The sequence below is a fragment of the Corallococcus macrosporus genome (genome assembly GCF_017302985.1).
Taxonomy (GTDB): domain Bacteria; phylum Myxococcota; class Myxococcia; order Myxococcales; family Myxococcaceae; genus Corallococcus; species Corallococcus macrosporus_A.
This window is the reverse complement of record NZ_JAFIMU010000002.1, coordinates 199638-224853: the sequence shown is the minus strand read 5'-3', so window position 1 is coordinate 224853 and position 25216 is coordinate 199638. Positions and strand designations below refer to the sequence as shown.

General features: G+C 68.9%; 18 protein-coding genes. 8 read left to right on the top strand and 10 right to left on the bottom strand.

Going from position 1 to position 25216, the window contains the following annotated elements:
• Window positions 1-269: 269 nt before the first annotated feature.
• The 3 genes from JYK02_RS01385 to dnaE form a co-directional block, all read right to left on the bottom strand.
• Window positions 270-5324 carry a lamin tail domain-containing protein gene (locus JYK02_RS01385; protein WP_207048045.1) on the bottom strand — a complete coding sequence of 1685 codons (5055 nt, stop codon included), beginning with the start codon at window positions 5322-5324 and terminating at the stop codon, window positions 270-272.
• A gap of 111 nt (window positions 5325-5435) precedes the next feature.
• Complete coding sequence (locus JYK02_RS01380; protein ID WP_207048044.1) at window positions 5436-6239, bottom strand: SDR family oxidoreductase; 804 nt, start codon at window positions 6237-6239, stop codon at window positions 5436-5438.
• A gap of 20 nt (window positions 6240-6259) precedes the next feature.
• Complete coding sequence (dnaE, locus tag JYK02_RS01375) at window positions 6260-9805, bottom strand: DNA polymerase III subunit alpha (RefSeq protein ID WP_207048043.1); 3546 nt, start codon at window positions 9803-9805, stop codon at window positions 6260-6262.
• 236 nt (window positions 9806-10041) lie between these two features.
• Here dnaE and JYK02_RS01370 point away from each other — a divergent pair, with 236 nt between their 5' ends.
• A complete protein-coding gene (locus JYK02_RS01370) occupies window positions 10042-12144 on the top strand; it encodes a sulfatase family protein (protein ID WP_207048042.1) in 2103 nt (700 codons plus the stop codon).
• Between the two features lie 15 nt (window positions 12145-12159).
• On the top strand, window positions 12160-12669 hold the full coding sequence (locus JYK02_RS01365; RefSeq protein WP_207048041.1) for a hypothetical protein: 510 nt from the start codon (window positions 12160-12162) through the stop codon (window positions 12667-12669).
• On the opposite strand, the gene JYK02_RS01360 is transcribed toward JYK02_RS01365, so the two are convergent.
• The 4 genes from JYK02_RS01360 to JYK02_RS01345 all read right to left on the bottom strand — a co-directional run bounded on the left by JYK02_RS01360 (window position 12619) and on the right by JYK02_RS01345 (window position 15642).
• Window positions 12619-13560, bottom strand: coding sequence for a CPBP family intramembrane glutamic endopeptidase (locus JYK02_RS01360; protein WP_207048040.1), 942 nt, complete (start codon window positions 13558-13560; stop codon window positions 12619-12621). The two genes, JYK02_RS01365 and JYK02_RS01360, sit on opposite strands and share 51 nt — an antisense overlap.
• Window positions 13561-13770: 210 nt before the next feature.
• The gene (locus JYK02_RS01355) at window positions 13771-14553 is read right to left on the bottom strand and encodes a hypothetical protein (RefSeq protein WP_207048039.1); all 783 of its coding nucleotides are present in this window, start codon (window positions 14551-14553) and stop codon (window positions 13771-13773) included.
• Complete coding sequence (locus JYK02_RS01350; protein ID WP_242588290.1) at window positions 14550-14897, bottom strand: hypothetical protein; 348 nt, start codon at window positions 14895-14897, stop codon at window positions 14550-14552. The genes JYK02_RS01355 and JYK02_RS01350 overlap by 4 nt, the downstream gene beginning before the upstream one ends.
• Window positions 14898-15117: 220 nt before the next feature.
• Window positions 15118-15642 carry a hypothetical protein gene (locus JYK02_RS01345; RefSeq protein ID WP_242588289.1) on the bottom strand — a complete coding sequence of 175 codons (525 nt, stop codon included), beginning with the start codon at window positions 15640-15642 and terminating at the stop codon, window positions 15118-15120.
• 322 nt (window positions 15643-15964) lie between these two features.
• On the opposite strand from JYK02_RS01345, the gene JYK02_RS01340 reads away from it, so the two are divergent.
• Together JYK02_RS01340 and JYK02_RS01335 are read left to right on the top strand one after the other, a co-directional pair.
• Complete coding sequence (locus JYK02_RS01340) at window positions 15965-16993, top strand: hypothetical protein (RefSeq protein WP_207048038.1); 1029 nt, start codon at window positions 15965-15967, stop codon at window positions 16991-16993.
• Between the two features lie 379 nt (window positions 16994-17372).
• The gene (locus JYK02_RS01335; RefSeq protein ID WP_207048037.1) at window positions 17373-18551 is read left to right on the top strand and encodes a serine hydrolase domain-containing protein; all 1179 of its coding nucleotides are present in this window, start codon (window positions 17373-17375) and stop codon (window positions 18549-18551) included.
• A gap of 4 nt (window positions 18552-18555) precedes the next feature.
• On the opposite strand, the gene JYK02_RS01330 is transcribed toward JYK02_RS01335, so the two are convergent.
• Entirely contained in the window at window positions 18556-19422 is an 867-nt protein-coding gene (locus JYK02_RS01330) for a CPBP family glutamic-type intramembrane protease (RefSeq protein WP_207048036.1), read from the bottom strand.
• Between the two features lie 187 nt (window positions 19423-19609).
• Here JYK02_RS01330 and JYK02_RS01325 point away from each other — a divergent pair, with 187 nt between their 5' ends.
• The 4 genes from JYK02_RS01325 to JYK02_RS01310 all read left to right on the top strand — a co-directional run bounded on the left by JYK02_RS01325 (window position 19610) and on the right by JYK02_RS01310 (window position 22220).
• Window positions 19610-20056 (top strand): Spy/CpxP family protein refolding chaperone, encoded by a 447-nt coding sequence (locus JYK02_RS01325; protein ID WP_207048035.1) that lies wholly within the window; start codon window positions 19610-19612, stop codon window positions 20054-20056.
• A 65-nt stretch (window positions 20057-20121) separates the two neighbouring features.
• A complete protein-coding gene (locus tag JYK02_RS01320; protein ID WP_207048034.1) occupies window positions 20122-20931 on the top strand; it encodes a hypothetical protein in 810 nt (269 codons plus the stop codon).
• Window positions 20928-21809 carry an aldo/keto reductase gene (locus JYK02_RS01315; protein ID WP_207048033.1) on the top strand — a complete coding sequence of 294 codons (882 nt, stop codon included), beginning with the start codon at window positions 20928-20930 and terminating at the stop codon, window positions 21807-21809. The genes JYK02_RS01320 and JYK02_RS01315 overlap by 4 nt, the downstream gene beginning before the upstream one ends.
• A 174-nt stretch (window positions 21810-21983) precedes the next feature.
• On the top strand, window positions 21984-22220 hold the full coding sequence (locus JYK02_RS01310; RefSeq protein WP_242588339.1) for a FruA-associating protein, FapA: 237 nt from the start codon (window positions 21984-21986) through the stop codon (window positions 22218-22220).
• Window positions 22221-22223: 3 nt separating this feature from the next.
• On the opposite strand, the gene JYK02_RS01305 is transcribed toward JYK02_RS01310, so the two are convergent.
• On the bottom strand, window positions 22224-23666 hold the full coding sequence (locus JYK02_RS01305) for a hypothetical protein (RefSeq protein ID WP_207048031.1): 1443 nt from the start codon (window positions 23664-23666) through the stop codon (window positions 22224-22226).
• A gap of 66 nt (window positions 23667-23732) precedes the next feature.
• Window positions 23733-25181, bottom strand: a complete 1449-nt coding sequence (locus JYK02_RS01300; RefSeq protein ID WP_207048030.1) for a hypothetical protein — start codon at window positions 25179-25181, stop codon at window positions 23733-23735.
• Between the last annotated feature and the right edge of the window lie 35 nt (window positions 25182-25216).

Sequence of the window (25216 nt, the reverse complement as noted above, 5' to 3'; positions counted from 1 at the left end):
CATGGATGTCTCCGTCCAGCGAGCAGCCCCGCGCGGCGAAGTGCGCTTCACGCGGGGTTGCAGTGCTTTCTAGCAGACATCCCCCGGCCCCCGCTAAGCAGGGCCGGAACTTTGCACATCAACTGAAATTCAGCCGTTCATCGCCTGGAGCAGCGCGGCGCCGCCCAGGAGGGACTGGCCGCCGTCGCAGCGTGCTCCAAAGGCGGAAGGTGACCCCGGCGTGAGTGCTGGAGGGAGCCTTCCTGGGACTTCTCAGGGAGGAGGGGGCATCAGTAGAACTCGATCGGGCTCGCGGAGTTCTGGGGGGCGCGCCGGAAGAGCTCCACGAAGTCCGCGAAGTTGAAGTTCGAGTCGTAGGCGTTGCCCCTCAAGGCATCCTCGCCAAGCGGGTAGTACATGGAGCCGGAGCCGGAGGTGGACACGGCTTTGCGCTCGATACTGCCCCCGCCTGATGGCGGCGCCATGGCCGCTGAGACTTCGGCCACCAGAAGGCCCGTTCCGTAGGCCAGCGTGTCCACGACACCCGTCGTCGTGGTGGCCTTGAGGGCTGAGGTCGGATCACCCAGCCGGATGTTTCCCCCACCTAGCTGCAGGTCCACGAAACTGACCCAGACCGTATCCACGCCCACGGACGGATTACTGGAGGCGAAGCGGGGGCTCGCGAACAAGAAATAGCCATGCGCCTTGATGACCTTGCGGGGCGTGGTGGTGGCCACTGTCGCCGCAAGGGTGTAGTCCGTCCAGTGAGTCCACGCGTGGCTGTACATCAGCTTCCAGCCCGTCAGGTCGATGTCCGTATGGGTCGGATTGTAGAGCTCGATGAAGTCATCATCCGCGTTCGCCACGCTGGAGGTGGAAACCTCGCTGATGACCACGTGGTTCGTCAGCGGAGGCTTGGCCACCTGCACCGTGCCCCAGGTGCCCGCGGGCGGCACCGTCTTGCCATTCTGATCGCAGTACACCCACGGCGCGCCCGCGTCCGTGAACCGGTAGCGAAAGCCGTAGCTGTACGTGCCGGCCGTGGGAATCCGCAGCGCGGCCTTCATCTCGTCGTTGTTGGAGTTCGACGGGCTGAAGGCCGCGTTGAAGTCCGCCGCCCTCCACGTCCAGCCCGCGGGGTTGGTGGCGTCCGTGCCGTAGCCCAGCTGCGCCTCGATGCGCGGATAGAAGTCGTTGCCCTTCGTGTTCCGCTGCGTGACGTCGGAGCTGTTGAACTGGCTGAGGATGTCGTAGCTCTCCGTGGCGGTGATGAACGTCGGGTAGGCGCTGCCCGACGGGAACGTCTTCGGGGACTGGATGGCGCAGAAGTTGAGCGGCTTCTCCACGTTCAGGCCGCAGTCGTCGTTGGCCTGGCCCGGCGTGCCCCGGTCTCCGCCGGAGAGGCTGCCGGTGGACTCACACCAGTACCAGGCGCGAGCGCTGCCCTTCGTCCCCACGATGCTGGACGCGAGGCTCATGGCCCGGCCCGTCGTCTGCGGGAACGCGTTCGTATACGTGAGGCTGTCCACCGTCACCGTGCCCTGCTCGAGCGTGATGGAGCCGGTGCTGTCCAGGGAGATGTCCGGGCCCCAGGCGTGATTCGCAGCCACGCCGCCGTTGGTGCCGAAGTTCGCGCTCTGCGCGAGCACCGTGCGGCTCCCGGCCGGCACCAGCAGCGCGTGGCCGTGGTTCACCGTGATGGTCGTGGGCGTGCCTGCGCCGTTCACCAGGTTCACCACCAGGCCGTTGGCATCCAGCAGCTTCGACGTGGTGTTGGTCAGCTCCAGGTACTCCGTGGTGCCCGCGGACGGCGAGTGCATCACCTCCGACAGGACCAGCTCGCCCGCGCCCGGGTGCGGCGCCGTGGCGCATGCGCCCGCGTAGCAGACCGCGTCCGCGCCAGGGCAGGCCTGGAGGTTCGGCTCGCCGGGCTCGCAGGTCGGCATGCCGCCCTGCACCACGCAGACCGACGAGTACACCTCCAGCGACGTGCCGTCCTCCGCGCACTGGGACGCGGGCGGCGAGCACACGTAGCCGTCGCAGGGGTTGGTGGTGGCGGTGCTCGCGTTGGCGAGCGCGCTGGCGTTGTCCGCGCCGTCGAAGGTCCTCAGCGCGAAGTGGTACGTCGTCCCCACCATCAGGCCGCTGACAGTGAAGGACTCCGCCGTGCCCACCGTCTTCGGCGCGGCCACGCCCATCACGAGCGTCGCGGAGTCGAAGGTGGCGTCGGTAATGGCGGACATGGCGTAGCGCAGCTCGTAGCGAGCGGCCGTGCCCAGGACGCCGTCGTCGCCAGGGGCCTGCCATGCCAGCCGGATGCTGTCGCCCGACACCGCCGTCGCGCTGAAGCCCGCTGCGGCGGCCGGCGCCTGCGTATCGGAGACACTCAGGTCCCCGGACGTGATGTCCTGGAAGCCGTCCGCGCTCGCCTGGAGCTGGTACGTGCCCTCGGCATCCAGGCTGAGGCCGCTGAACGTGGCCACACCGTCCACGGCGGCGCGCGTGGGAATGCCCTGGGCGAAGGTGCCTCCCACCAGCGCCAGCTGCACATCAGCGGACGCGCTGGCAACTGTGTTGTCGTAGAGGTCCTTCACCGCGACCGCGATATCCGCCAGCGCCTGCCTCACCGAGCCCGTCGCGGGGGCGGAGACGAAGGCCAACTGGGCGGCAGCGGCGGGGACGATGGCGTAGGGATGCGTAGCCGTAAGTGACGGGTCCGCCACGTCCTCCACGGTGACGTCCTGGTCCCCGGCGGTGCGCAACTCCACGCTGAAGAGGTGCCGGCCCTCGTCCAGCAGGGTGAACGTGTACGCGCCCGGCAGCACCGCCCGCGTGTCCGAGGAGGCGAAGGTCACCGTGGACGCGTAGTCCTTCGCCACGTTGCCCCAGGCGTCATGCGCCACCACCTCGTAGCTCGACGCCTGCCCCGCGATGACGGGCTCCGCGCTCGCGACGACCGCCAGGGACGCCGCCGTGCTGGCGCGCACCTCGGTGTTCACCGTCGCGGTGAGGGCCGGTGCCGTGGCGGTGAGCGACTGCGCTCCCGCCGTCTTGAACACGAGGCCGGAGACCGTCTTCTGTCCCCCGTCCGGCGGGGCGAACACCGCGTCCGAGGGCAGCACCGCCTGCGTGTCCGAGGCCGTGAAGTGCACCGTGCCGGCGTAGTCCTCCAGGCGGTTGTCGTACGCATCCGTTACGGACACGGTCACGTCGAGTGAAGCGCCCGCGGAGACCGAGGCCGGCAGGGCCGACAGCACGAGCTTCGCCGCCGCACCGGGGTCCACCGTGAAGGGCTGGCTCCCCTTCGTCAGCGCGTCCTCCATAGCGGTGAACGTATACGTGCCCGCCGTGTCCACGCGCAGGCCGGAGAAGGTGGCCACGCCATCCACCGCAGACACCGTCACCGCGGGGAAGCCCGGCTGACCGGTCAGGGTCAACGTCACCACGCTGGAGGCCTTGGGGACGACGTCCCCGCGCGCGTCCAGCAGCGAAACCTTCACGTCCGCGAGTTCGGAGCCCGCGGTACCGTTCGAGGGCTGCGGCGTGAACGCCAACTGCGTCACCTGCGGATCCGCGGTGGACACCGCGAGGCTCTCCGAACGCGCGGAGTTGCCGTGCGCGTCCGTCACCTTCAACGCCACGTGGTACGTCGTGGCCGGCTTCAGGCCGGAGAGCGTCGCGGACTGCACCGTGCCCGGAGGCCCGGGGACAGCGGCAGTCACTGGCGTCGCCGCGTCGAAGGCCGCATCCGTGGTGATGACAGACGTTGAGTAGCGCAACTCCTGCGACGTCGCCTGCCCCAGCACACCGTCATCCCCCACCCCGGTCCACTGCACGGTGAGCCCCGTCTCCGTGCCCTCCGTCTGCGTCAACTCCGGCTTCGCGGGTGCCACGTCGTCCACCACCTGCACGTCCGCGCCGCTCACATCCTGCATCTGGAGAGGCGCCACGGAGGCAATCAGGTGCGTGATGCCATGTCCCATGAGGCTCAGGTCCGGGAACGTCGCGACACCCCCATCAGCCCACTGCTGCAACCCTCCCGAAAGCGTGAAGGCACCCGCCGGCACCGATACACGCACCAGGATGCCAGTCACCGGCGAGGTATTGCCGAAGGGGTCCTTCAACTCGACCTTCACGGGCCCCAAGGCCCCGCGCGTCGACACCCGCGTGGCCGGCTGCTGCGTGAAGACCATGTGCGTAGGCAGTGCGCCGGACACGTCCACGGAGGACGTGAACGAGAAGGCGCCCGCGAGGTCCGCGAGGGTCAGGGTCTGAGGCCCGGCCGTGCGGAAGGTGAGGCCCTGGAACTTGAACCTGCCCGCGTTCGCGGCGGTGAACGTGTGGGAGGGCAGCGCCGCGGCCGCGTCCGTGGACGTCAGCTTCACCGTGCCCGTGTAGTTCGTCACCGTGTTGGCGTACGTGTCCGCGAGCGTGACCTCCAGGTCCTGGGCCACACCCGCAGTGGCGGTCTCCAAGCGGTGGTCAAATCCCAGTGCGGCTACGGCCCCCGGCGCCACCGTGAAGACGGAACTGGTGACGGGCTCGAAGCCCGAAGCGCTCGCCATGAAGGAGTAGCCCCCAGCCGCCTTCTTCAGCACCACGTCCGCAAAGGTCGCGACGCCATTCACCGCGGACACCGTCAACAGGCCCTCCGGGGATGCCGTTGCGCCGGAGCCCAGCGACAGCGTCACCTCCGCCGTGCTGTCCGCCACCACCGCGCCAGCGCCGTCCCGCACCTCCACCACCAGGCCCTGGAGCGGCACGCCCGCCACGCCATCCGGCAGTGTCGAGCGGAACGCCAGCGTCTTCACGGTGCGGACCTCCACGAACTCCACCGTGGCCGTCTGGGTGAGCGACACCTTGCTGCCCAGGGCATCCGTCACCGACGCCATCACCGACTTCATGCCCGGCACCGTCGAAGCCACCTTCGCGGTGGTTCGGCCTTCCGCGTCCGTCGCGCCGGCAGCCTGCGTCACGGAAGCCCCCTCTCCCGTCACCGTCACCGTCACCGTCAGCCCCACCGCCGGCGAGCCGTCCGTCAGCAGCACCGTCACCGTAACGACCGCCACTTCCTGGCCGTCCGCCGGAATGGCCCCGGGGCGATTCACCGTCACCGTGGAGTTCACCGCATCCACGGTCGGCTCGGTGCCCGCATCCGCGCCCGCGTCCGTCCCGGCGTCTGCATCCGCGCCTGCGTCCGTCCCGGCGTCCGTGCCCGCGTCCCCCCCGGAATGCACCAGCGGCGGTAGCGGGGAGACTCCAGGCTCCGTGCAGCCCAGGGACAATCCCAGACACAACAAACCCACCCCCAGACAGCGGGCGAGCAAGGCAAAGCGTGGCGTCATGGATGTCCCTGTCCAGCGAGCAGCCCTGCGGCTTCGTGTACGGCACGCAGGGCTGCAACACTTTCTAGCAGACATTCCCCGGCCACCGCGAAGCAGGGCCGGCGACTGCCATCAGCCGTTGATGGCCTGGAGCACCGCGGCGCCGCCCAGGAGGGACTGGCCGCCGTCGCAGACCATGATGGCGCCGGTGATGTACGACGCCGCGTCCGAGGCCAGGAACAGGGCCAGCCGGGCGATGTCGTCCGGCGTCCCGAATCGCTGGAGAGGCAGGGCTTCCGCGAGCTTCGTGCGGGCCGCTTCGGACGGGGCCAGCCGGCTCATGCCCTCCGTGCCTTCAATCGGGCCCGGGGTGATGGCGTTGATGCGCACGCCCGCGCCGCCCCACTCGATGGCGAGCACGCGGGTGAGCATGTCCACGCCGGCCTTGGCGGCGCACACGTGGGCCTGCATGGCCATGGGCAGGTAGGCCTGCGGCGCGGAGATGTTGATGACGGAGGCGCCCGGCTTGCGCAGGTGCTCGAAGGCGGCGCGGGACACGTTGAAGGTGCCCAGCACGTCGATGTCCATCACCGCCTTGAAGCCGTTGGAGGACATGCCCAGCGCGGGCGCGGGGAAGTTGCCGGCGGCGCCGCACACCAGGATGTCGATCTCGCCGTACGCGTCCTTCACCTGCTGCAGGGCCTGGGTCACGGACGCGTAGTCGCGCACGTCCGCGGCCACGCCCATGGCGGTGCCGTGGGCCTGGAGGCCCTTCACCGCGCCCTCCAGCTTCTCCACGTTGCGGCCGTTGATGGCCACCTTCGCGCCCGCTTTCACGAACGCGGTCGCGATGCCGAGGTTGATGCCGCTGCTGCCGCCGGAGACGAACGCCGTCTTGCCCTTGAGCAGCCCGTCCTTGAACACGCTGTCCGCCATGGAGTCGCTTCCTTTCGCTGTCAGCCGAACTCCACGACCTTCTGCCCGAAGAGCCGGTCCACCGCGAGGAGCAAATCGTCGTTCACCTGCACCTTGAGCGTGGTGCCGGAGATGTGCGCCTCCGCCTCCCCGGGGAACAGCACGCTCACCGCCACCGGCGTGGCGCCCGCGTACTTCTTCGCCAGCTCGTTGAGCTTGGCCAGCCGCTCCTCGGTGACGATTTCCGCGGGCAGGCGCAGCTCCAGGCGCTTGGTGCGCTTTTCGCGCACGGCCTTGAGGCTCTGGATGTCCTCGACGATGAGCTCCGCGGTGGGCGTGTTCTCGTCGCGCTGGGAAATCTGGACGGTGCCCGTCACGAGGATGGGGTCGTCCGACTTGAGCAGGTGCTCCCAGTGCTCGTAGCCCGGCTTGGGGCCCTGCTTGGACCACTTGCCGTCCTTGCCCATCACGTTGCGCGTGCCGTCCTTGCCCGGGAAGCACACCAGCTCCGTGGAGCCGGACAAATCCTCGATGGTGACCCACGCCATGCGCTTGCCCGTCTTGGTGGGGCGCTCGCGCAGCACGGTGATGATGCCCGCCACGGTGAGCTTCTCGTCGCGGCGCGCGCGCTGCACGGCGGTGATGGGCCGCGCGTAGCGCTTGAGCTCCTTCTCGTACTGGTACAGCGGGTGGCCGGACACGTAGAAGCCGATGGACTCCTTCTCGAAGGCCAGCCGCTCCTTCTCCGGCCACTCCTCCACCTGCGCGTAGTCGTCCTTGAGGCCGGTGCCGGAGGACGCGGGGCCCGCGAGCATCCCGAACAGAGAGCTCTGCCCCGCCGCGCGGTCCTTCTGGCTGGAGGAGCCGCGGTTCATCGCGCGCTCAATCGTCTCGAAGAGCTGCGCGCGGGGGCGCTTCTCGAAGTCGAAGGCGCCCGCCTTCACCAGCGCTTCCAGCACCTTGCGGTTGACGCGGCGGCCGTCCACGCGCTCGCAGAAGTCGAACAGGCTCTTGAAGGGGCCTTCCTTGCGCGCCTCCAGGATGGACTCGATGGCGCCCTCGCCCACGCCCTTGATGGCGCCCAGACCGAAGCGGATCTTCCCCTCCACCGCGCCGAAGGCCAGGTCGGACAGGTTCACGTCCGGCGGCAGCACCTGCGTGCCCGACTCGCGGGCCTCGCCAATGTGCTTCACCACCTTGTCGGTGTTGTCCTTCTCGCTGGTGAGAAGGGCGGCCATGAATTCGCACGGGTAGTGGGCCTTGAGCCACGCCGTGTGGATGGTGACCAGGCCGTACGCCGCGGAGTGGCTCTTGTTGAAGCCGTACTCGGCGAACTTCTCCATCAGGTCGAAGATTTCGCCCGCGACCTTCAGGTCCACGTTGTTGGTCTTGCAGCCCTCCAGGAAGCCGGCGCGCTCGGCCTGCATGACCTCCGCCTTCTTCTTGCCCATGGCGCGGCGAAGAAGGTCGGCGCGGCCCAGGGTGTAGCCTCCCAGCACCTGGGAGATCTGCATCACCTGTTCCTGGTAGACGATGACGCCGTAGGTGTCCTTGAGCACCGGCTCCAGCTTCGGGTGCGGGTAGGCCACCTTCTCCCGGCCGTGCTTGCGGTTGATGAAGACGTCCACCATGCCGGAGTCCAGCGGGCCCGGGCGGTAGAGCGCGCCGGCGGCGATGACGTCTTCGAAGCAGGTGGGCTTCAGCTTCATCACCATTTCGGTGAAGCCGCTGGACTCCATCTGGAAGACGCCGGCGGTGTCGCCCTCCGCCATGAGCTGCCACATCTTCTCGTCGTGCAGCGGGATCTCGTGCCGCTTGATGTCCTTGCCGTGGTTGCGGTTCACCAGGTCCAGCGCGTGCTGGATGACGGTGAGCGTCTTCAGGCCGAGGAAGTCGAACTTCACGAGGCCCGCGGCCTCCACCTCGTCCTTGGCGAACTGGGTGATGAGAATCTTTTCGCCCGGCGGCTGGTAGACGGGCACGAACTCCCAGAGCGGCTTGTCCGCGATGACCACGCCCGCGGCGTGCATGCCGGGCTGGCGGTGCAGGCCCTCCAGCGCGAGCGCGATTTCGAGCACGTCCTTGGTGGTGACGGGGTTGCCCTCCACCTCACCGATGTTCTGGGGCTTTTCGATCATCTCCTTGAGGCGAGGCTCCATCTCGATGGCCTCCTTCAAGGTGATGTTGAGGACTTCGGGCACCAGCTTGGCGATGCGGTCGCCTTCGCTGAAGGGCAGGCCGAAGACGCGGCACACGTCGCGCAGCACGCTCTTGGCCTTGAGCGAGCCGAACGTGATGATCTGCCCCACGTTCATCTCGCCGTACTTGCGGCCCACGTACTTGATGACCTCGTCGCGCCGGTCCTGGCAGAAGTCGATATCGAAGTCCGGCATCGACACGCGCTCCGGGTTGAGGAAGCGCTCGAAGAGGAGGTTGTACGGGATGGGGTCCAGGTCGGTGATGCGCAGCGCGTAGGCCACCAGCGAACCGGCGCCGGAGCCACGGCCCGGGCCCACCGGGATGTTGTGGTCCTTGGCCCAGTTGATGAAGTCCTGGACGATGAGGAAGTAGCCGGAGAAGCCCATGCGCTGGATGACGCCCAGCTCCAGCGTGAGGCGCGCCTGGTACTGCTCGCGGTCGATGGGGTACTGGCCCTCCAGCTCCTTGAAGCGCTGGCGCAGGCCCTCGTAGGCCAGCTCCGACATGAAGGTGTCCGGCGTGTGGCCGTCCGGCACCTTGAACGTGGGGAGCATGGGCTTGCCCAGCTTCAATTCCACGTTGCACATCTCCGCGATGCGCATGGAGTTGTGCACGGCCTCCGGCGAGTCCGCGAAGAAGCCGAGCATCTCCTCCGGGCTCGTGACGTAGAGCTTGTCGGTGGAGTGGCGCAGGCGCTTGTTGTCCGCCAGCGTCTTGCCGCTGGCGATGCACATGAGCAACTCGTGCGCCTTGGCGTCCTCGCGCTTGATGTAGTGCGCGTCCGCGGTGGCGACGAGCGGGATGTCCAGGTCGCGCGAGAGCTGCTTCAGGTTCTCGTTGGCCTTGTCCTGCTCGGCCATGCCGTTGGACTGGACCTCCAGATAGAAGCTGTCGGGCTCGAAGATGCCCTTGTACTCGGCGGCCACGCGGCGGGCGTGGTCCATGTCGCCGCGGAAGCACGCGCTCGTCACTTCACCGCCCAGGCACGCGGTGAGGCCGACCAGGCCCTTGCTGTGCTCCGCGAGCACCTGCTTGTCGATGCGCGGGTGGTAGTAGAACCCGTTCATGTACGCGGTGGAGGACAGGTAGCGCAGGTTCGCGTAGCCCTCCGCGTTCTTGGCCAGGAGGATGAGGTGGTGGGCCACCTTCTCGGAACGGTCCTCGCGCCCCTTGGGTCCCGCGACGTACGCCTCCAGGCCGAGGATGGGCTTGATACCGGCGTCCTTCGCCTTCTTGTAGAAGTCGATGGTGCCGAACATGTTGCCGTGGTCCGTCACGGCCACGCTCGACATGCCCTTCTCCTTCACCGTCTTGATGAGGTCCTTCATCCGGATGGCCCCATCCAGCAGCGAATAGAGGGTGTGGAGGTGAAGGTGGGTAAAGGACATGGGCGTTCCGGCTCCCGGTGAAGAAAGAGGCGCCTGAACAGTAGAGCCCGCAACCCCTGCTCGCCAGTCCAGTGACGGCCCTGGCGAAAACACCTGGGCCCGCTCGGAGCCGGGGCCCGGAAAACCGGCCTGGGAGACACCCGGAGCGGAATTCCGGCCCCCCGTACGTCCGGGCGTGGGCACTCCGTTCCGGCGTGGGGTGTGCGCCGTGGGATTCGTGACCACGCTGCCCCAGGATGCCCGCCTTCGCCCGTACACCGCCGACGCTCGCTCGCGCCCTCCTGCTGGGCTGCCGGGCGGGCCTGCTCGTCTTCCTGGTGCTCTACACGCTCTGTGCCCTGCTGAACATGCAACTGGGTTACCAGGGCAACGAGAGCGGCATCGTCACGGAGTACGTCTGGAACGCATGGCGCGGGGTGGTGCTGTGGCAGGTGGCGCGGCTGATTGGCGCGTACTGCGTGGTGGGGCTGGTGCTGGGGGCGCTCTTGGGGGCCGGCTTGTGGGCGGCGGGGCGCAGCCGGCGCGCGGTGTTCTGGCTGAGCGGCCTGGGGTGCCTGGTGGTGGAGGTGTTCCTCGTCGCGGGGGACATGGCGCGGCATCCGCACCTGTACGCGGCGACGTTGTATGCGCGCTCGGAGGTGACGGCGGCGGTGCTGCGGGGGTTGAGCGGCACGCAGCCGTCGGGTTGGGTCATGGCCGCGCTGGTGCTGCCGGTGTTGAGCGTGCTGGCGGTGGTGGGCCGGTGGCTGGCCGAGTCCCCTCGCTGGCGCGGCGTGCTGGGCGGAGTGACGGCCGCGGCGGCGGTGGCGGGCTTCACGGGGCTGGGCCTCGCGCGGGCGGCGGGCGGTACGAAGGCCGGGGCTCCCGCACGGCCGAACCTGCTCATCCTGGCGTCGGACGGGCTGCGGCCGGACCGCCTGTCGGGCAACGGCTATCCGAGGGCCACGTCGCCGAACATCGACCAACTGATGGGGGAAGGCACGCGCTTCAACGACACGGTGGTGCAGGTGCCGCGCACGGCGCCGTCGTGGACGACGCTGCTCACGTCGCAGTACGCGGGCGAGCACCCGGTGGTGCACACGCTGGTGGGGCGCGAGGCGCGCGAGGCCAAGCTCACCACGCTGGCCACGGTGCTGGAGGCGCAGGGCTACCGCACGGCGGTGGTGGCGGACTACGCGGGGGACCACTTCACGCGCTTCCCGTACGGCTTCCAGGTGGTGTCCGCGCCGGACTTCCGCTTCCCGGATCTGGTGCGGCAGCGGATGCTGATCACGCACGTGGCGCTGTTGCCATGGACGGCGCTGGCGCCGGGGCTGTTCAAGGAACGGGGCGAGTTCCCGGAGCTGACGGACCCGGCCCCGCTGCGAACGCGGGTGCGGCATGTGCTGGACGGGCTGCCGGAGGATGCGCCGTTCGCGCTGGTGGTGTTCGCGTCGTCCACGCACTTCCCCTACGCGGCGCCGTGGCCGCAGGAGGGCAAGTACGTGGAGCATGGCTACCGGGGACCGTGGCGCTTCGGTGCGACGCCTCGGATGGAGGTGGATCCGAACGCGTCCGCGACCACGCCGGAGGACGTCGCGGCGCTGGGAGCGAACTACGACGCGGCGGTGCGCACGTTCGACGGGTTGGTGGGGAGCGTGCGCTCGGACCTGGAGCGGCGGGGCCGGTGGGACGACACGCTGGTGGTGCTGCTGTCGGACCATGGCGAGCACCTGGAGGACGAGGGGCTGGGCCAGGGGCATGGAGACCACCTGTGGGGCAGCGCGGGTTTGCGCATCCCGTTCGCGGTGCGGCTGCCCGGGCAGGTGGCGTCAGGGCGCGAGGTGACGCAGCGGGCGCGCTCGCTGGACGTGGCGCCGACGGTGCTGGACCTGTTGGGCGTGCCCGCGCCGGAGTCGTTCCGGGGTCGCTCGCTGGCGTCGCTGGCTCGGCCGGGGACGGAGCCGAAGCCGTTGCCGGACGTGCCCGCGCTGATTGAGACGGACGTGTGGTTCAGCGACCGGGACGGTCAGCCGTACCAGACGGTGCGCATGCCGTACCCGTGGCTGTATGAGATTGCGATGGTGGAGGGGGATACGGGTGAGATTGCGTTGAAGCCGGAGTGGGAGGGGCCGGTGCGCCGGGCCCGGCACCGCGGCGTGTATCTGGGGCGGTGGAAGCTGCTGGAGCTGCCGACGCCGGATGGGGTGCGGGTGCAGTTGTTCGACACGGTGTCGGACCCGTCGGAGCTGCGGGACGTGGCGGGGGACCATCCGAACGTCGTGACCGCGTTGAGGGCGAAGCTCGCGGCGGAGCTGCCGGATGCGACAGGAGAGGTTCGCGGTGCCGTGGGTCCCTGAGTAGGGTGTCACTCCATGGCAATGATCATCAAGGGATTCACGAGCTGCGCCATCTGCGGCAGCACTGACTTGTCGAAGCCCTACACAGCGACCTCGGGAGTGGCCTTTCCTAAAGAGGATGAGCTGTGGCGTTTCTGCGACGCCCCGCTGCATTTCGACTGCCTGGCTCGCTGGCCGCACCGGGAGCGGTTCTCTCGCGGCTATTTCGATCTCTGGAAGGACGACTCCGTCCTCGCCAATGGTGTCCTCTCAGGAGGGCGCGCCTGGGTCCTGCGATGTGGTCCGGCGAAGCGCGAAGCCGATCCCTACTACGCGGAAGTCCGCCTCTCCGACTGGCCCATGCGGCTCTACTCGCGTTGGGAACAGTGGACTGACTTCGCCGCGCACCAGTATCGCGAAGGGCTGGAGGATGAGGCGCTGAAGGCAGCGGACGCGGCCATGGCGGAGGTCCGGAAGGTGGCTGCGGACCTGGAGTCACTGAGCGTGTTGCGGCAACGGATGCTGTTCAGTCCCACCTCGCACTGAATGAAATGCCGACCGCCGCAGCGCCAGCACCACGCCCACGAACGCCAGTGAGCACACCACCAGCAGCGTCACGTGCACGGAGGTTGGCAGCTCCGCGGTGGGCGGCGCGTAGCGAGACAGCAGGAACGACGTCAGGTTGTTGAGGATGTGGACGAAGATGGGCAGGCGCAGGCTGCCCGTGCGCTCCGCGAGCCAGCCCAGGAACAGGCCCATCATCAAGGCCATGGGGCTGTGGATGGGATCCAGGTGCAGGAACCCGAAGAGCGCCGCAGCGCCCGCGATGCCGGCCCACTTCCCCCAGCGCTCCACCAGCCGCGTCTGCACATAGCCCCGGAAGAAAAGTTCCTCCGCTGTGCCCGCCACCAGCGTGCCGAAGAACAGCAACAGCGCGAAGGTCGCGAGCGAGCCCTGGCTGACGGCCTGCAACCCCTTCAGCGACGCCGTGTAATCCCAGACACCCGTGAGGACGGACAGGCTCTCCAGCGCCTGTCCCATCGTGAAGCAGCCCACGAGCGCGGCACCCCAGGCCCACGCCGGCAACGGTGTCCCCTTCCCCAGCCGCAACCGCTCCGTCAGGGGCTTCGGGGACAGGAACCCGCCCAGGAGCGCGGCAGTCAGCCCCAGGAGGCTCGACGTGATGACTCCAGCCACCTGGAGCCAGGACATCGTCTTGAGCTGTTCAGTCAGGGCCAGGATGGCTTTGCTGTCCCGGGGATCCACTCCTGTGCGGGCGATCTCCACCGCCATCGCGATGCTGGCCACCGTGACGCTCACCGCGAGGATCCCCATCAGCAGCAACAGGAAGGCCACCAGCACCGTCCACACGCGCGGGCGCGGTGACGCAGGAGCAGGCGACGTGACGGCGGAGGCTGGCTCGGAAGGACAATCCATGGCGGTCGATGGTAGCGCCCCACCTTAAGCCCGTGGCAGGCCGACCGGAGGCAGGCGGAACGGCAGCCGTCCTCGCGAGGGCGCTGGGCTTCGCGACTGTGCTCAAGACGCTGCTCCCCGCGCCCCTGGACATGGACCGACGCAAGGCGCTCGTCGCGTCCATCCTGGAGTTGGTGCTCGCGGCGAAGCAGCGGCTGTCAGCGAAGGGCTTCATCCCGCGTCGACAGGCGGCTCCGGAGACTGAGTCAGGCGGATCACATCCTCACGGAGGTGCTCCAGCCAGCCCAGGAGCCGCGCCTGGGGCAGATGCCCGGAGCGGCTCCGCCACAGCGCCCGTTCCAATCCCCGGGGGGGCCGCAGCCGGGCGAGCAGGGCGCGAAGCACGTTTTCGCGGGCATAGGCGCGAAGAAACGCCCGCGAGAGTTCCTCGGCCCTGGGGACGCGTCCCGCCAAGTCCAACAAGAAGACGAGCAGGTCGTCCGCATGGCGCGCCTCGGGGGCCAGATGCGCCTCGTGCCGCGTCTCGAAGTCGATGAGCCACGCGCGCGCGCCGGCCGCTTCGTAGAGGAAGTTCTTCAGGTGCGCGTCCCCGTGCGACCACGGCTCTGCGGTGCCGGGATAGACCAGCGCATGAGCCCGGCGCAGTTCCCGGGCGGCGGCCTCGGCCACTTCGGGGGTGAACTCCCCCCGCGTCGCGAGTTGGTCCAGTCCTTCCCCAGGAAGCGCCTCCAGCGCGACCGCCCCCTTTCCGCGGGGCTCGGCGAACCGGCCCGGATGCAGGAGCTTGAAGGATGCCAGCTCCCGCTCCTGCCAACGAGCACATGAGGAGAACATGCGGATGCGGCTGCGTGACTGGTATAGAAAGACATTGCCAATGGCAATCACCGCCCCCATCCCGGCGCGGCGACGCTTCACCCACAAGCCCTGTTCCTGCCCCACCGCGTGGACGCTCACGGCGTCCACCGCGAGCGCGAAGAGCCCGGCGAAACTCATGTCCGCAGGTCCTCGTACCAGAGCACCACCGCGAGGCAGCCCAAGCACCAGCATCGCACCTGCCCGCGTCCAGCCAGCCCGCCCAGCAGCATCACCGATGCCAGCACCCCCACCGTGCCCATCGCGCCTGGCGTGCCGCCCACGTCCCGCAGCATCGCGCGCGCGGTTCGCCAGGGATGCGGAGCGCCGTCGATGGCTACCGGAAAGAGGAACAGTCCCTGTACCTCCACGGCATAGAAGGCGGGCAGGGCGAGCACCAGTCCCAGCGCGTGCGGTCCCCCCATGCCCACCGCCAGGGCCCAGGTGCCAAGCGCGGCAAGGAACGAGGCGGAATACTTCGCCAATCCCCATGTCCAGGCACCCTGGGGCGGTGCGCGCACAGCCTGGCCCCGCACAAGCGCCATCGCCCCGGCCATCCACGCCGCGCCCCCCTGGAAGCCTCCCCGCCAGGCCCCCCTGGCCCGCCGGGGCAGGGGCGAGTTGGGAGCGTCATACAGCCGCGCTGCGCGCTCCAGCAGCCTCGCGCCCCGCCGCAGCGAGTCGGGCAGGACAGCGGCGAGGGCCTCAACCATGGAAGACCTCGCGGACAAAGCAGAAGTGCGCCCAGGCCAGGAAGGCCGCGCAATGCCCCGCCAGCAGCGTGCGGTGTAGCAGCGCCTCGTGCCCGTCACACCGCCGCCGGTGGAAGACGAACTCGTCGTAGCAGATGAGAACCACCGTCCACAGCAGCACGACGAGGACGGGCAATAGAAACGCCCGTGATTGCCGAGCCACCGAGGCGGCGCACATCAGGAGGAACAGGGGCAGCCCCCCTCCCGCCAGGGCGAGTAGTTCGGCGCGGTGCTCGTTAGGCCCTACGCGGATGCCTGCCGTGCGGTGATAGCGCCAGTCCAACACGCCCGCCGTCGTCGCCACCGTGCCCGCCAGCGCTATCACCCACAGTTCCCAGGGGTACCGGGAAGGGTTGATGAGCCAGCCAAAGCCAGGCTGCCCGGCAAGAAACACAAGTGCCACACCGAACAGCCCCCCGGGCATGAGCGAGGCAAGCAGGTTGGCGGCATCCGTGCGAATGGCAGGGTTCTCAGACATGACTGTCTGGGTGCTAGTCGAATTTCCATCCCTCGGCCAGGGGAACGACAGGAACCCACATAGCAATCGCAAGCGACGACCGTCGATACTGTGGGCGCCCTCAAGGCTTCGCGAAAGGCTGCCCGTGACCGTCAAAAGCTATCGCGCGTCCACGCCTCCCGCAGGAGCCCGGACATCCGCAATGTTGGCGGCCCCACTCCGCGAGACCAAGAAGGGGTTAGCCACGTCCCTCCTTCCTACACCGCAGCCGCAGCAACAGGTGAAGGATGGCTTTGGACCGGACCGCAGCCGCGGCCCCCATGCAGCCCAGGGCGTCAGAAAGGTGAGCGACGCCGCATACGCACAGGCGCTGGGCACTCAGCGACGGCTGTCCGACCTGCGCCAGACGGCGGGGCGGCTGCAACTGGGGCTGGACAACCGCAGCATCATTCAGAAGGGCCGTGATGCCTTCACCGGCAAGGCTGAGGCGACGGAGGCGGAGATCGTCCGGCTGAAGCAGAACATCGCCGCGCTGGAAAACGTGGAGCGAGGCCAACCGCAAGACGCCGTGGAGCGCGCGCGATTCACCGTCTTCAACGAGCGTATGCCCAAGCTGGAGCTGGAGCTGGGCAAGAGCGGCGCGGCCACCATCGCCCGTCAGACCTATTACAACAGCGTGACGTGGAATGTGGGTCGCGGTTCACTGCCTGCCTCCGAGGGGAAGGTCCTCGCGGCGGGCCTGCCGCATGCCCCGGATTACAGCGGCGGCCAGGCGGTGGGCGGCTACGGCGGTCGAATGCGTTCCCCGGACGGCAGTGAGGTCGACATGGGCCATGTGACCGCCGCGCTCGACTGGCAGGTGAATTCGGCCCGCGTCCCCAAGTCCTATTTGGTCCCGACGGTTCCGCCAGTCGCCATCCCGAACCCCTTCACTCTCGATACCGTGACGCTGACAGGGGACGTGGCCTCGGCGGTGCGCAACACCGCCAAGGGGAACAACGCAGCTCACCGCGCGGACCTCGCCATCAGCCGCGAGGGCAATGAAGACTGGTACGGCGACATTGATGGGCTCAACCTCGCCAACCGCCTGCGGCAGAAACCAGCCCTGAGCATCACCCAGGCGCTCACCGACTATTACGGCACCGGCCAGTACCAGCGCCGCATGGACGAGTTCGCCACCCACAGCCGCTACATCCAGCGCGACGCCCAAGGCACGCCCCAGCGCGACGCACAAGGCGACTACGCGGTGAAACGCGACCTGCTGGCCCGCGACGCTTATGCCTTCTCCCTCGTCCTGGACCCCCACTCCATCAACAACCCGTCCAAGGAAGTCGCGGACGCATGGGTGCGCTGGTTCAAGGCGCAGCACTGACAGCTACGGCTCGACGCAGGGCCGCGGGCTCGAAGGTGCCGTGGCACGGCCGGTAGCTGTGGGAAGCGACGGCGTCGAGGAAGCGCTGGAAGGTGAAGCCCCGGCTCATTTCACCTTCGTCTCCTCGCACAGGTCTATCAGCATCTTCTTGCCCAGCGCGTACATCAGGTACGTCGGGTCCGATGTGCCATAGCGGGCCTCGCGCTCCGTGTTGACGTGCGGCATGCACGTCTTCTCCTTGGAAATTCCAAAGCGGACGAGGGTATCGCCCATGCGGGCCACGCCGCGAATCCACCGCTGCGGAGCAATCGCGCCGTAGGCGCGCGCGTTGTACGGACGATAGGGTCTGCTTCATGTTTCGCGGATGGGAGCCCATTGCATGAAGCGGCTGCGTGCCTGGAGCCTGGGTCTGATGCTCGTCTGCGGCTGTGCCACGACGTCCGCTCGCCGCGAGGTGCCGCCCGTTCCGGACATCGCCGCGCTGGATGCGGAAGCGGCTCGCGCGATGGCCGCGACTGGCACGAAGGGGCTGGCCATTGCTGTCATTGACGACGGACGCGTGGTGGCGACCCGGGCCTATGGCGCTCGCAATGCTCAGGGCGAACCGCTGCGCACGGACACGGTGATGTATGGCGCTTCCATCACCAAGACGGTCTTCGCTTACCTCGTGATGCAGCTCTCGGATGAGAAGCGCATCGACCTGGACACCTCCATCTCCAAGTACCTGGAGAAGCCGCTGCCGGCGTATCCGGACGAGGACCGTTACTCGACCTGGTCGCACCTGACCGGTGACGAACGCTGGCGGGACATCACGCCTCGCGTCCTGCTCACCCACAGCGCGGGATTCGCCAACTTCGGGTTCCTCGAACCTGACGAGCGGCTGCGCATCCACTTCGCTCCCGGCAGCCGCTTCGCGTACTCTGGTGACGGCATCATCCTGATGCAGTTCGTGCTCGAGCGCGGGCTCGGGCTGGACGTGGGCTCGGAGCTGCAACGGCGCGTGTTCGACCGCTTCGGCATGCGCACCACCAGCATGACGTGGCGGCCGGACTTCGCGAACAACCTGGCCGACGGCTGGAAGCTGGACGGCGGCGTGGAGCCGCACGACGAACGCAGCCGGGTTCGCGCGGCGGGTTCCATGGATACGACCCTCGATGACCTGTCTCGCTTCGCCGCGGCGCTGGTGCGTGGCGAGGGGCTGTCACCGGACAGCTTCGCCCGGATGACCTCGCCGCAACTGCCCATCACCACGCGGAGCCAGTTCCCTACTCTTCAGGATGAACTGCCTCCGGAGGCTCGGCGCAAGGACCTGGCCGCGGGCCTGGGCGTGGTGGTGTTCGATGGTCCCCAGGGTCGCGGGTTCTTCAAGAACGGCCACAACGACAGCACCGCCAACACCCTCGTATGCCTGCCGCGCGGACGCCGCTGCGTGCTCATCCTGAGCAACGACGTCCGCGCTGAACCCGCCTATCCCCACCTCGTCCGCTTCGTGCTGGGCGAGGCCGGCGTCCCCTGGGATTGGGAGTACGGCGACATGGCGTTCTGGGACGGCCGCTGAAAGCTCACGCGCCCACGAGCATCGCGGGTGCTTCTGTCTTCGGGGCCCCAGGGATTCGCCGCAGCAACGTCACGGCACCCACCACCACCAGCGTGCTCACGCAGAGCAGCGCCGTGTGCACGGACGTCGGGTACTCGGACGATGGCGGCGCGTAGCGGCCGAGGAGGAAGGACGCTCCGTTGTTGACGATGTGGACGAAGATGGGCAGCCGCACGCTTCCCGTGTGCACCGCGAGCCAGCCCAGGAACAAGGCCACCATCAGGGTGATGGGCCCGTGGACCGGATCCAGGTGCAGCAGGCCGAAGAGCGTTGCGGCCACCACGACGCCCGCCCTGGGACCCCAGCGCTCCACCAGCCGCGTCTGCACGTAGCCCCGGAAGAAGAGCTCCTCCGCCGTGCCCGCCACCGGCGAGCCGAAGAACAACAGCAGCGCGAAGGTCCCGAGCGGCCCCTGGCTCGCGGCCTGGAATCCCTTCAACGACCCCGTCCAGCTCCACGCTCCCGTGAGCACCGCCAGGCTCTCCAGGACCTGTCCCACCGCGAAGCAGCCCACCGCCGCCGTGACCCAGGCCCAGGCCGGCAGCGGCACGCCGGCCCGCAGGCGCAGCCGGTCGCGCAGGGGCTGCGGGGACAGCCTGCCACCCAGGAGCGCGAGGCTCAGCGCCACCACGCCGACCATCATCACCACCGCCACGGTCGGCCATGGCAGGGACTCGACCCGCTCCGTCAATCCGCTGTCGCTCGGGTCCACGCCGGCTTTCGCCGCCTCGATGCCCGTGGCGACGTGGTTCACGAGGACGCTCCCCGTGACGAGCAGCCCGAACATCACCGCGAACGCGACAAACACCGTCCACACGCGCGGGCGCCGCACGGGTGTGGAAACGACAGACTCAGACTGGGATTCCATGGCGCGCGACGTTAGTTCGCCCCCCTGTCGCCGTTGAAGCCCGCCCTTCACACTTCTTCACCCCCAGCTCAAACCACCGCAACCGGCGCCTTGCATCTTGGGTCCAGTCACGCAGCGGGAAAGACACCCCACGCCTCTGGAGCCACACGCCATGAAGAAGACGCTCGCCATCGCTGGTACCGCCGTCGTCGCCGTCACCCTGCTCACCGGCTTCGGCTGGGGCCGCCATCACCGCGGCACGCCCGACCCGGAGCGCATCCACCAGATGGTCACCTGGAAGGTCAACGACACGCTGGATGACCTGGACGCCACCGAGGCCCAGCGCACCTCCATCCACGCCGTGAAGGACCGCCTCCTCAACGAAGGCCAGGCGCTCATGGAAGGCCAGCAGGCCGCCCGCGCCGAGGCCGTCACCCAGTTGGAGTCCGCCACGCCCGACGCCACGAAGCTCCACGCCCTGGTGGACGCGCGCATCGACGCCGCCCGCGCCTTCGCCCACAAGGCGGTGGATGCCGTGCTGGAGGTCCACCGCACCCTCACCCCGGCCCAGCGGCAGGAACTGGCCAGCGAGATCCGCGAGCGCACCGGCGCGAAGTAGACACATTCCGTGTCTCACCCTGAACCTTCGTGGGCAGGGATGACGCGCGCGGTTATGGTCGGACGGTGGATTACACCGACTACGCTCGACGCATCCGTGCCCACGCTTCGCTGGGTGAACTCTCTGAATACGGCCAGGTGAACGAAGGGGGGCGCGACTATCCCCTCTTCCGCCTCATCGTCCCTGGCGACCGCTGGCTCGTCATCACGTCCGGCTTCCATGGGGAGGAACCCGCCGGTCCGCTGACGCTCGCGAAGCATCTGCCGGACATCGTCGCGTACGCGAAGTCGAAGGGCGTGGGGCTGCGCGTCTACCCGTGCATCAACCCCTCCGGCTTCGAGGACGGCACGCGCTACAACCGCAGCGGCGAGAAGCCCAACAACGACTTCATGCGCTACGAGATCGCCCCCGGCGAGTGGCGCGGCGAGCTGGTGGGCGACCCGCCCATCCTCCGCTGGGCCCTGTACGACGGCGGCCCCAAGGAGACGCGCGCGGTGAGAAGCGACCTGGCCCGCTTCCCCGCTCCGGACGCGGCGCTCGACATCCACCAGGACAACTACCTGGGCGGCGTCGCCACGTACGCGTACACGTTTGGAGACAAGGCCGCCTACCGCCCGCTGATGGAGGCCGCCGCCGCGCACGCCACGGTCGTGAAGAGCCGCAAGGTGGATGACAACGCCTACGCCGACGAGAACGGCCTCATCTACTTCCACGACGGCAGCGTCACCGACTGGTACATGCGCCAGGGCGTGCCCTATGCCGCCGCGCTGGAGACCACCACGCCCACGACGCAGGACGCGTGCGACGCGGTGAACCTCATCTGGATCCGCGGCTTCATCGACCTGGCCGCGCGGGGCGAGGGCCCCACCCGATGATTCAACGTCCCCTGGGCAACAGCGGCCTCACGGTGTCCGCGCTCGGCTTCGGCGCGGGGCCCGTGGGCAGTGAGGCATTGAGCGACGCCGGCGCGGAGGCCCTGCTCCACGGCGTGCTGGACGCGGGCATCACGCTCATCGACACCGCGCCCAGCTATGGCGTGTCCGAGGAGCGCATCGGCAGGTTCCTCGGCGCGCGCCGCCGGGAGTTCGTGCTGTCCACCAAGTGCGGCTACGGCGTGCCCGGCGTGGAGGACTGGACGCCCGAGTGCATCACGCGCGGCGTGGACCTGGCCCTCCAGCGGCTGCGCACGGAGGTGATTGACGTGCTGCACTTCCACTCGTGCCCGCCGGACGTGCTGCACCGCCCGGGGCTCATTGAAGCGCTGACGCGCGCGGTGCAGGCGGGCAAGGTGCGCGCCGCCGCGTACTCCGGCGACAACGCCGGGCTGGACGCCGCGCTGGAGACGGGCGCGTTCGCCGTGGTGCAGACGTCCGTGAACCTCTTCGACCAGCGCGCGCTGGACCACGGCGTGGCGAAGGCCCGCGAGCGCGGCGTGGGCGTCATCGCCAAGCGGCCCCTGGCCAACGCGCCCTGGCGCTTCCCGGGCCGCCCCCACGCGCACGACGTGGGCGAGTACTGGGACCGCATGCAGCGCATGGCCCTCCAGACGGACGGCCTGGACTGGCCGGAGCTGGCGCTGCGCTTCACCGCGTTCGCGCCGGGCGTCGCCACCTGCATCGTGGGCACGACGCGGCTGGACAACCTCCGCGCCAATGCTCGCACCCTGGAGCAGGGCCCCCTTCCCGAGTCCACCTTTCAGGGCATCCGGGATGCCTTCCACCGCCAGGGGCAGGGTTGGGAAGGCGTCATCTGACGCAGCCCGTCAGTCCGACGTTCCGTCAAGCAGCGAAGATTTCAGCGCGACCAACTGCTCACCATCGACGTTTGTCTCGTCCATGCGGGCCGGGTGCATGCTCTTGGGTGCATGCCAACCATCCGGTCCATGAACGTGACGCCAGAATTTGAGAAGGCTGGAGAGTCGGTGGAGATGCACCCCGCGGCGCTGGATCTGAACCAGATCGAGCCCACGCCACAGGTGATGAACTGGCTGCGCATGCGCGCGAGCCAGTGGCTCATGAAGGCGCAGCAGGACTTCAACACCGCGCTCTTCGCTCGGGACGGCTCGGAGGCGTCGTTCGACCGCTACGCCGACGCCCGCTCGGAGCTGGACTCCGCGGAGGCCTGGGCGCTGCGCGTCGCGGAGTTCGTGGCGCAGGCGCGCTAGGCGTCAGAGCGCGAAGCGCCGGATGACCGGCGAGGTGGCGCCCCCATCCGACTGCCGCTGGGTGTCGTTCAGATAGATCGCGGGCGGGTGGGCTCGGGTGAGAGGGTGGCTGGGTCGGCCTTCGACCACGCCCACTCCCTCCACGGTCTCCCCGTCCCACACGGAGAGGACCTTCTCCACGCCTCCGTCCGCGCCCGCGATCGGATTGACGAAGACGAACCGCTGCTCTCCCGGCACGAAGTCGAAGACCGTCATGTCGGTCCCGGCTGGGAAGGTGAGCGATCGCGATGCGCGGTTCCAGCGCAGGTTCCGGGGGCCACTCGAGCTGTCCCGCAGCGCGTAGGTCATCCACACCGCGCTCGTCAGGTCATCGCTCACGGCGGGCGCGCGCTCGATGAGCTCGCCCACGGAGGAGAACTCCTCGCCTGGCCGTCTCATCAACCTGTAGACCATCGTGCAGCGGTTACCGAAGCAGTCCAGGGCCGCGCAGGAGATCACCGTCCCACCGCGCACCGTCCGGGGCTCGCAGACCGTGGAGCCCATCCAGGTGCACCCCTGCGAAGTGCAGGAATAGGAGTTCTGCTCCGGGGGCGGCGGATAGCTGGGGGTTGACGTACCGATGAGGAAGGTGTCGTCGTCGAAGAACGCGGCCCGCGTGACGCTTCCGTTCCCCTGCGGCGCGGCCACCTCCCAGAGCAGGGCCTGCGTGCGGGTGTCGTACACCTGCACGTGCCGCTCCGGCGTGAGCCGCGCGAAGCGATTTCCGCTCGGGGAGATGTGCAGACTGTAGGCCGGGTCCCCTCCGGCCTCCGCGAGCATGCCCAGCTCCGTGTCGAAGGCCCACCCGCGCGTGTCCAGCGTCGTCCACAGGAAGCGCTCGCCCGCGAGGAGGACCGGTTCGGTGGCCAGGCCCGCCTCGACCTGCGCCACCGTCTCGACCTGGCACGCCCGCCCATCACACTCCGGGGGGAAGACCCTGCTCAGGTCCGCCCCGCCGTCGGCGGTCCGCTCGACGAAGGCAACGTACGGGGTGGCGCCCTCCTTCACCGCCACGCGCCCCCAGATGCGGGTACCCATCACGGACGCCTCCGCGTCACCGGGCCGCCACAGCCACGCGGTGGAGAGTCCCTCCTGTGAAGGGAAGGTGAGGACCAGGGCGTTACCGTCGCTCGTGAAGCGCCCGCTCGCGGCCGTGGGAGCGATGCGCCGGGTCGCCCCGGTCGCCAGGTCCTGGACCACCGTGCCGCCGCCATTCGACTTCATCGCGACGAGCCACTGCTGCCGGGCATCCACGTCCAGCAGGTACGCGTCCCGCAGCACCGTCTGGATTGGAGGCACGCCCGCATCGACGCCGGCATCCCCCACGTCCGGGTCCCCCTTGCAGTGGCTCAAGCCCATTCCAAACAGCACCAGCCCCAGGACCCTGCATCCGCGTCGCAATGACATCCGTTCCTCCAGCCCCCACAGCCAACATGGACAGGAAGGGCACCCCCGGGAGTCTACCTTCCGGTGTCAGAGCGCGAAGCGCTGGAGGACCGACGCCACGGGCGGACCGTCCGGTCCCAGTTCGTACCCGGTCATGTAGAGCACGGGCGGATCCATCCGGATGAGGGCTCCGCCCGGATAGCCTTCGACGACGCCCCGTTCCTCCACGCCCGTCTCGTCCCAGACGGAGAGGACGTTCTCCACGCCGCCGTCCGCCACATGCTTGGGATTGACGAAGACGAACCGCTGCTGCCCCGGCACGAAGTCGAAGACGTTCAGGTTGATCTGCGTCGGGAACGTGAGCGATTGCACGGGCGGGTCGCGGTCCCAGCTCAGGGTCCGGGTCCCCGGCTGGTTGCGAAGCTCGTAGGTCATCCACACCGCGCTCGTCAGGTCGTCGCTCACGGCGGGCTGCTGGTCGTAGGAGGAGTTCCGCCCGGAGAACACCACGCCCGGCTCGCGCATCAACGCGTAGCGCGGCGAGCAGCGGACGCCGAAGCAGTCCGTGGCGTAGCAGGAGAGGACGGTTCCCCCCCGCACCTGCCTGGGCTCACACGTCGAGTCGGCGAACCAGGTGCACCCCTGCGCGGTGCACGCATGGGACGCCAGCTCCGGGGGCGACGGCGCGGGGCTTCCCGCTCGCCACGTGTTGACGATGAAGGTGTCCTCCCCGAAGAACGCGGACTGGGTGATGCTCTTGTCGTCCGGGGGCACGACCACGTCCCAGAGCAGGGTCCCCGTGCCGGTCTCATGCACCTGGACATGCCGGTCCGGCGTGACGCGCGCGAAGCGGTTCCCGCTGGGGGAGATGCGCAGCACGTGGGAGACGTCCCCGCCCGCCTCGACGAGCGTGCCCGACACCGTGTCGAAGGCCCACCCGCGCTTGTCCCGCGAAATCCAGAGGAAGCGCTCCCCCGCGAGGAGGACGGGCTCCAGGGGAAGTCCCCCGTCGAGCTGGGCCAGCGTCTGGACCGTGCAGGCCTGCGCATCGCACTCCCGCAGCAGCACCCTGCGCAGGGCGGCCCCGCCCCCGTCGGTGCGCTCCGCGAAGGCCACGTAGGGCTCGGCGCCTTCCTTCAGCACCACGCCGCCCCAGACCTGCGTCCCCAGCGTCCGCGCCTCCGCGTCACCGGGCCGCCACAGCCAGGCCGTGCTGATGCCATCCTGGGGGAAGCTCGAAAGGACGACGGCGCCGCCATCTTGCGTGAAGCGTCCACTCCAGGCGCCGGGCGCGATGCGCCGCGTCTCACCACTCGCCAGCTCGTGGGCCAGCGTGCCGCCATCCAGCTCCACCGCGATGAGCCGCTGCTGCCGGGCATCCACGTCCAGCAGGTGCACGTCCCGCATCACCGTCTGTTCTAGAGGAGGCACGCTCGCATCCACGCCGGCGTCCCCCGCCCCGTCCGGGTCCCCCTTGCAATGGCTCAACCCCAGCCCGAGCAGCACCAGCCCCAGGGCCCCACGTGCGCTTCGCATGGCCATGCGCTTCCTCCCCTTCATGGAACCAATAC

Bases quoted from the DNA above. Each gene is read 5' to 3' on its own strand.
- JYK02_RS01385 (WP_207048045.1), bottom strand. From the start codon at position 5,324: ATGACGCCACGCTTTGCCTTGCTCGCCCGCTGTCTGGGGGTGGGTTTG.
- JYK02_RS01380 (WP_207048044.1), bottom strand. From the start codon at position 6,239: ATGGCGGACAGCGTGTTCAAGGACGGGCTGCTCAAGGGCAAGACGGCG.
- dnaE (WP_207048043.1), bottom strand. From the start codon at position 9,805: ATGTCCTTTACCCACCTTCACCTCCACACCCTCTATTCGCTGCTGGAT.
- JYK02_RS01370 (WP_207048042.1), top strand. From the start codon at position 10,042: ATGCCCGCCTTCGCCCGTACACCGCCGACGCTCGCTCGCGCCCTCCTG.
- JYK02_RS01365 (WP_207048041.1), top strand. From the start codon at position 12,160: ATGGCAATGATCATCAAGGGATTCACGAGCTGCGCCATCTGCGGCAGC.
- JYK02_RS01360 (WP_207048040.1), bottom strand. From the start codon at position 13,560: ATGGATTGTCCTTCCGAGCCAGCCTCCGCCGTCACGTCGCCTGCTCCT.
- JYK02_RS01355 (WP_207048039.1), bottom strand. From the start codon at position 14,553: ATGAGTTTCGCCGGGCTCTTCGCGCTCGCGGTGGACGCCGTGAGCGTC.
- JYK02_RS01345 (WP_242588289.1), bottom strand. From the start codon at position 15,642: ATGTCTGAGAACCCTGCCATTCGCACGGATGCCGCCAACCTGCTTGCC.
- JYK02_RS01335 (WP_207048037.1), top strand. From the start codon at position 17,373: ATGAAGCGGCTGCGTGCCTGGAGCCTGGGTCTGATGCTCGTCTGCGGC.
- JYK02_RS01325 (WP_207048035.1), top strand. From the start codon at position 19,610: ATGAAGAAGACGCTCGCCATCGCTGGTACCGCCGTCGTCGCCGTCACC.
- JYK02_RS01315 (WP_207048033.1), top strand. From the start codon at position 20,928: ATGATTCAACGTCCCCTGGGCAACAGCGGCCTCACGGTGTCCGCGCTC.
- JYK02_RS01310 (WP_242588339.1), top strand. From the start codon at position 21,984: ATGCACCCCGCGGCGCTGGATCTGAACCAGATCGAGCCCACGCCACAG.
- JYK02_RS01305 (WP_207048031.1), bottom strand. From the start codon at position 23,666: ATGTCATTGCGACGCGGATGCAGGGTCCTGGGGCTGGTGCTGTTTGGA.
- JYK02_RS01300 (WP_207048030.1), bottom strand. From the start codon at position 25,181: ATGCGAAGCGCACGTGGGGCCCTGGGGCTGGTGCTGCTCGGGCTGGGG.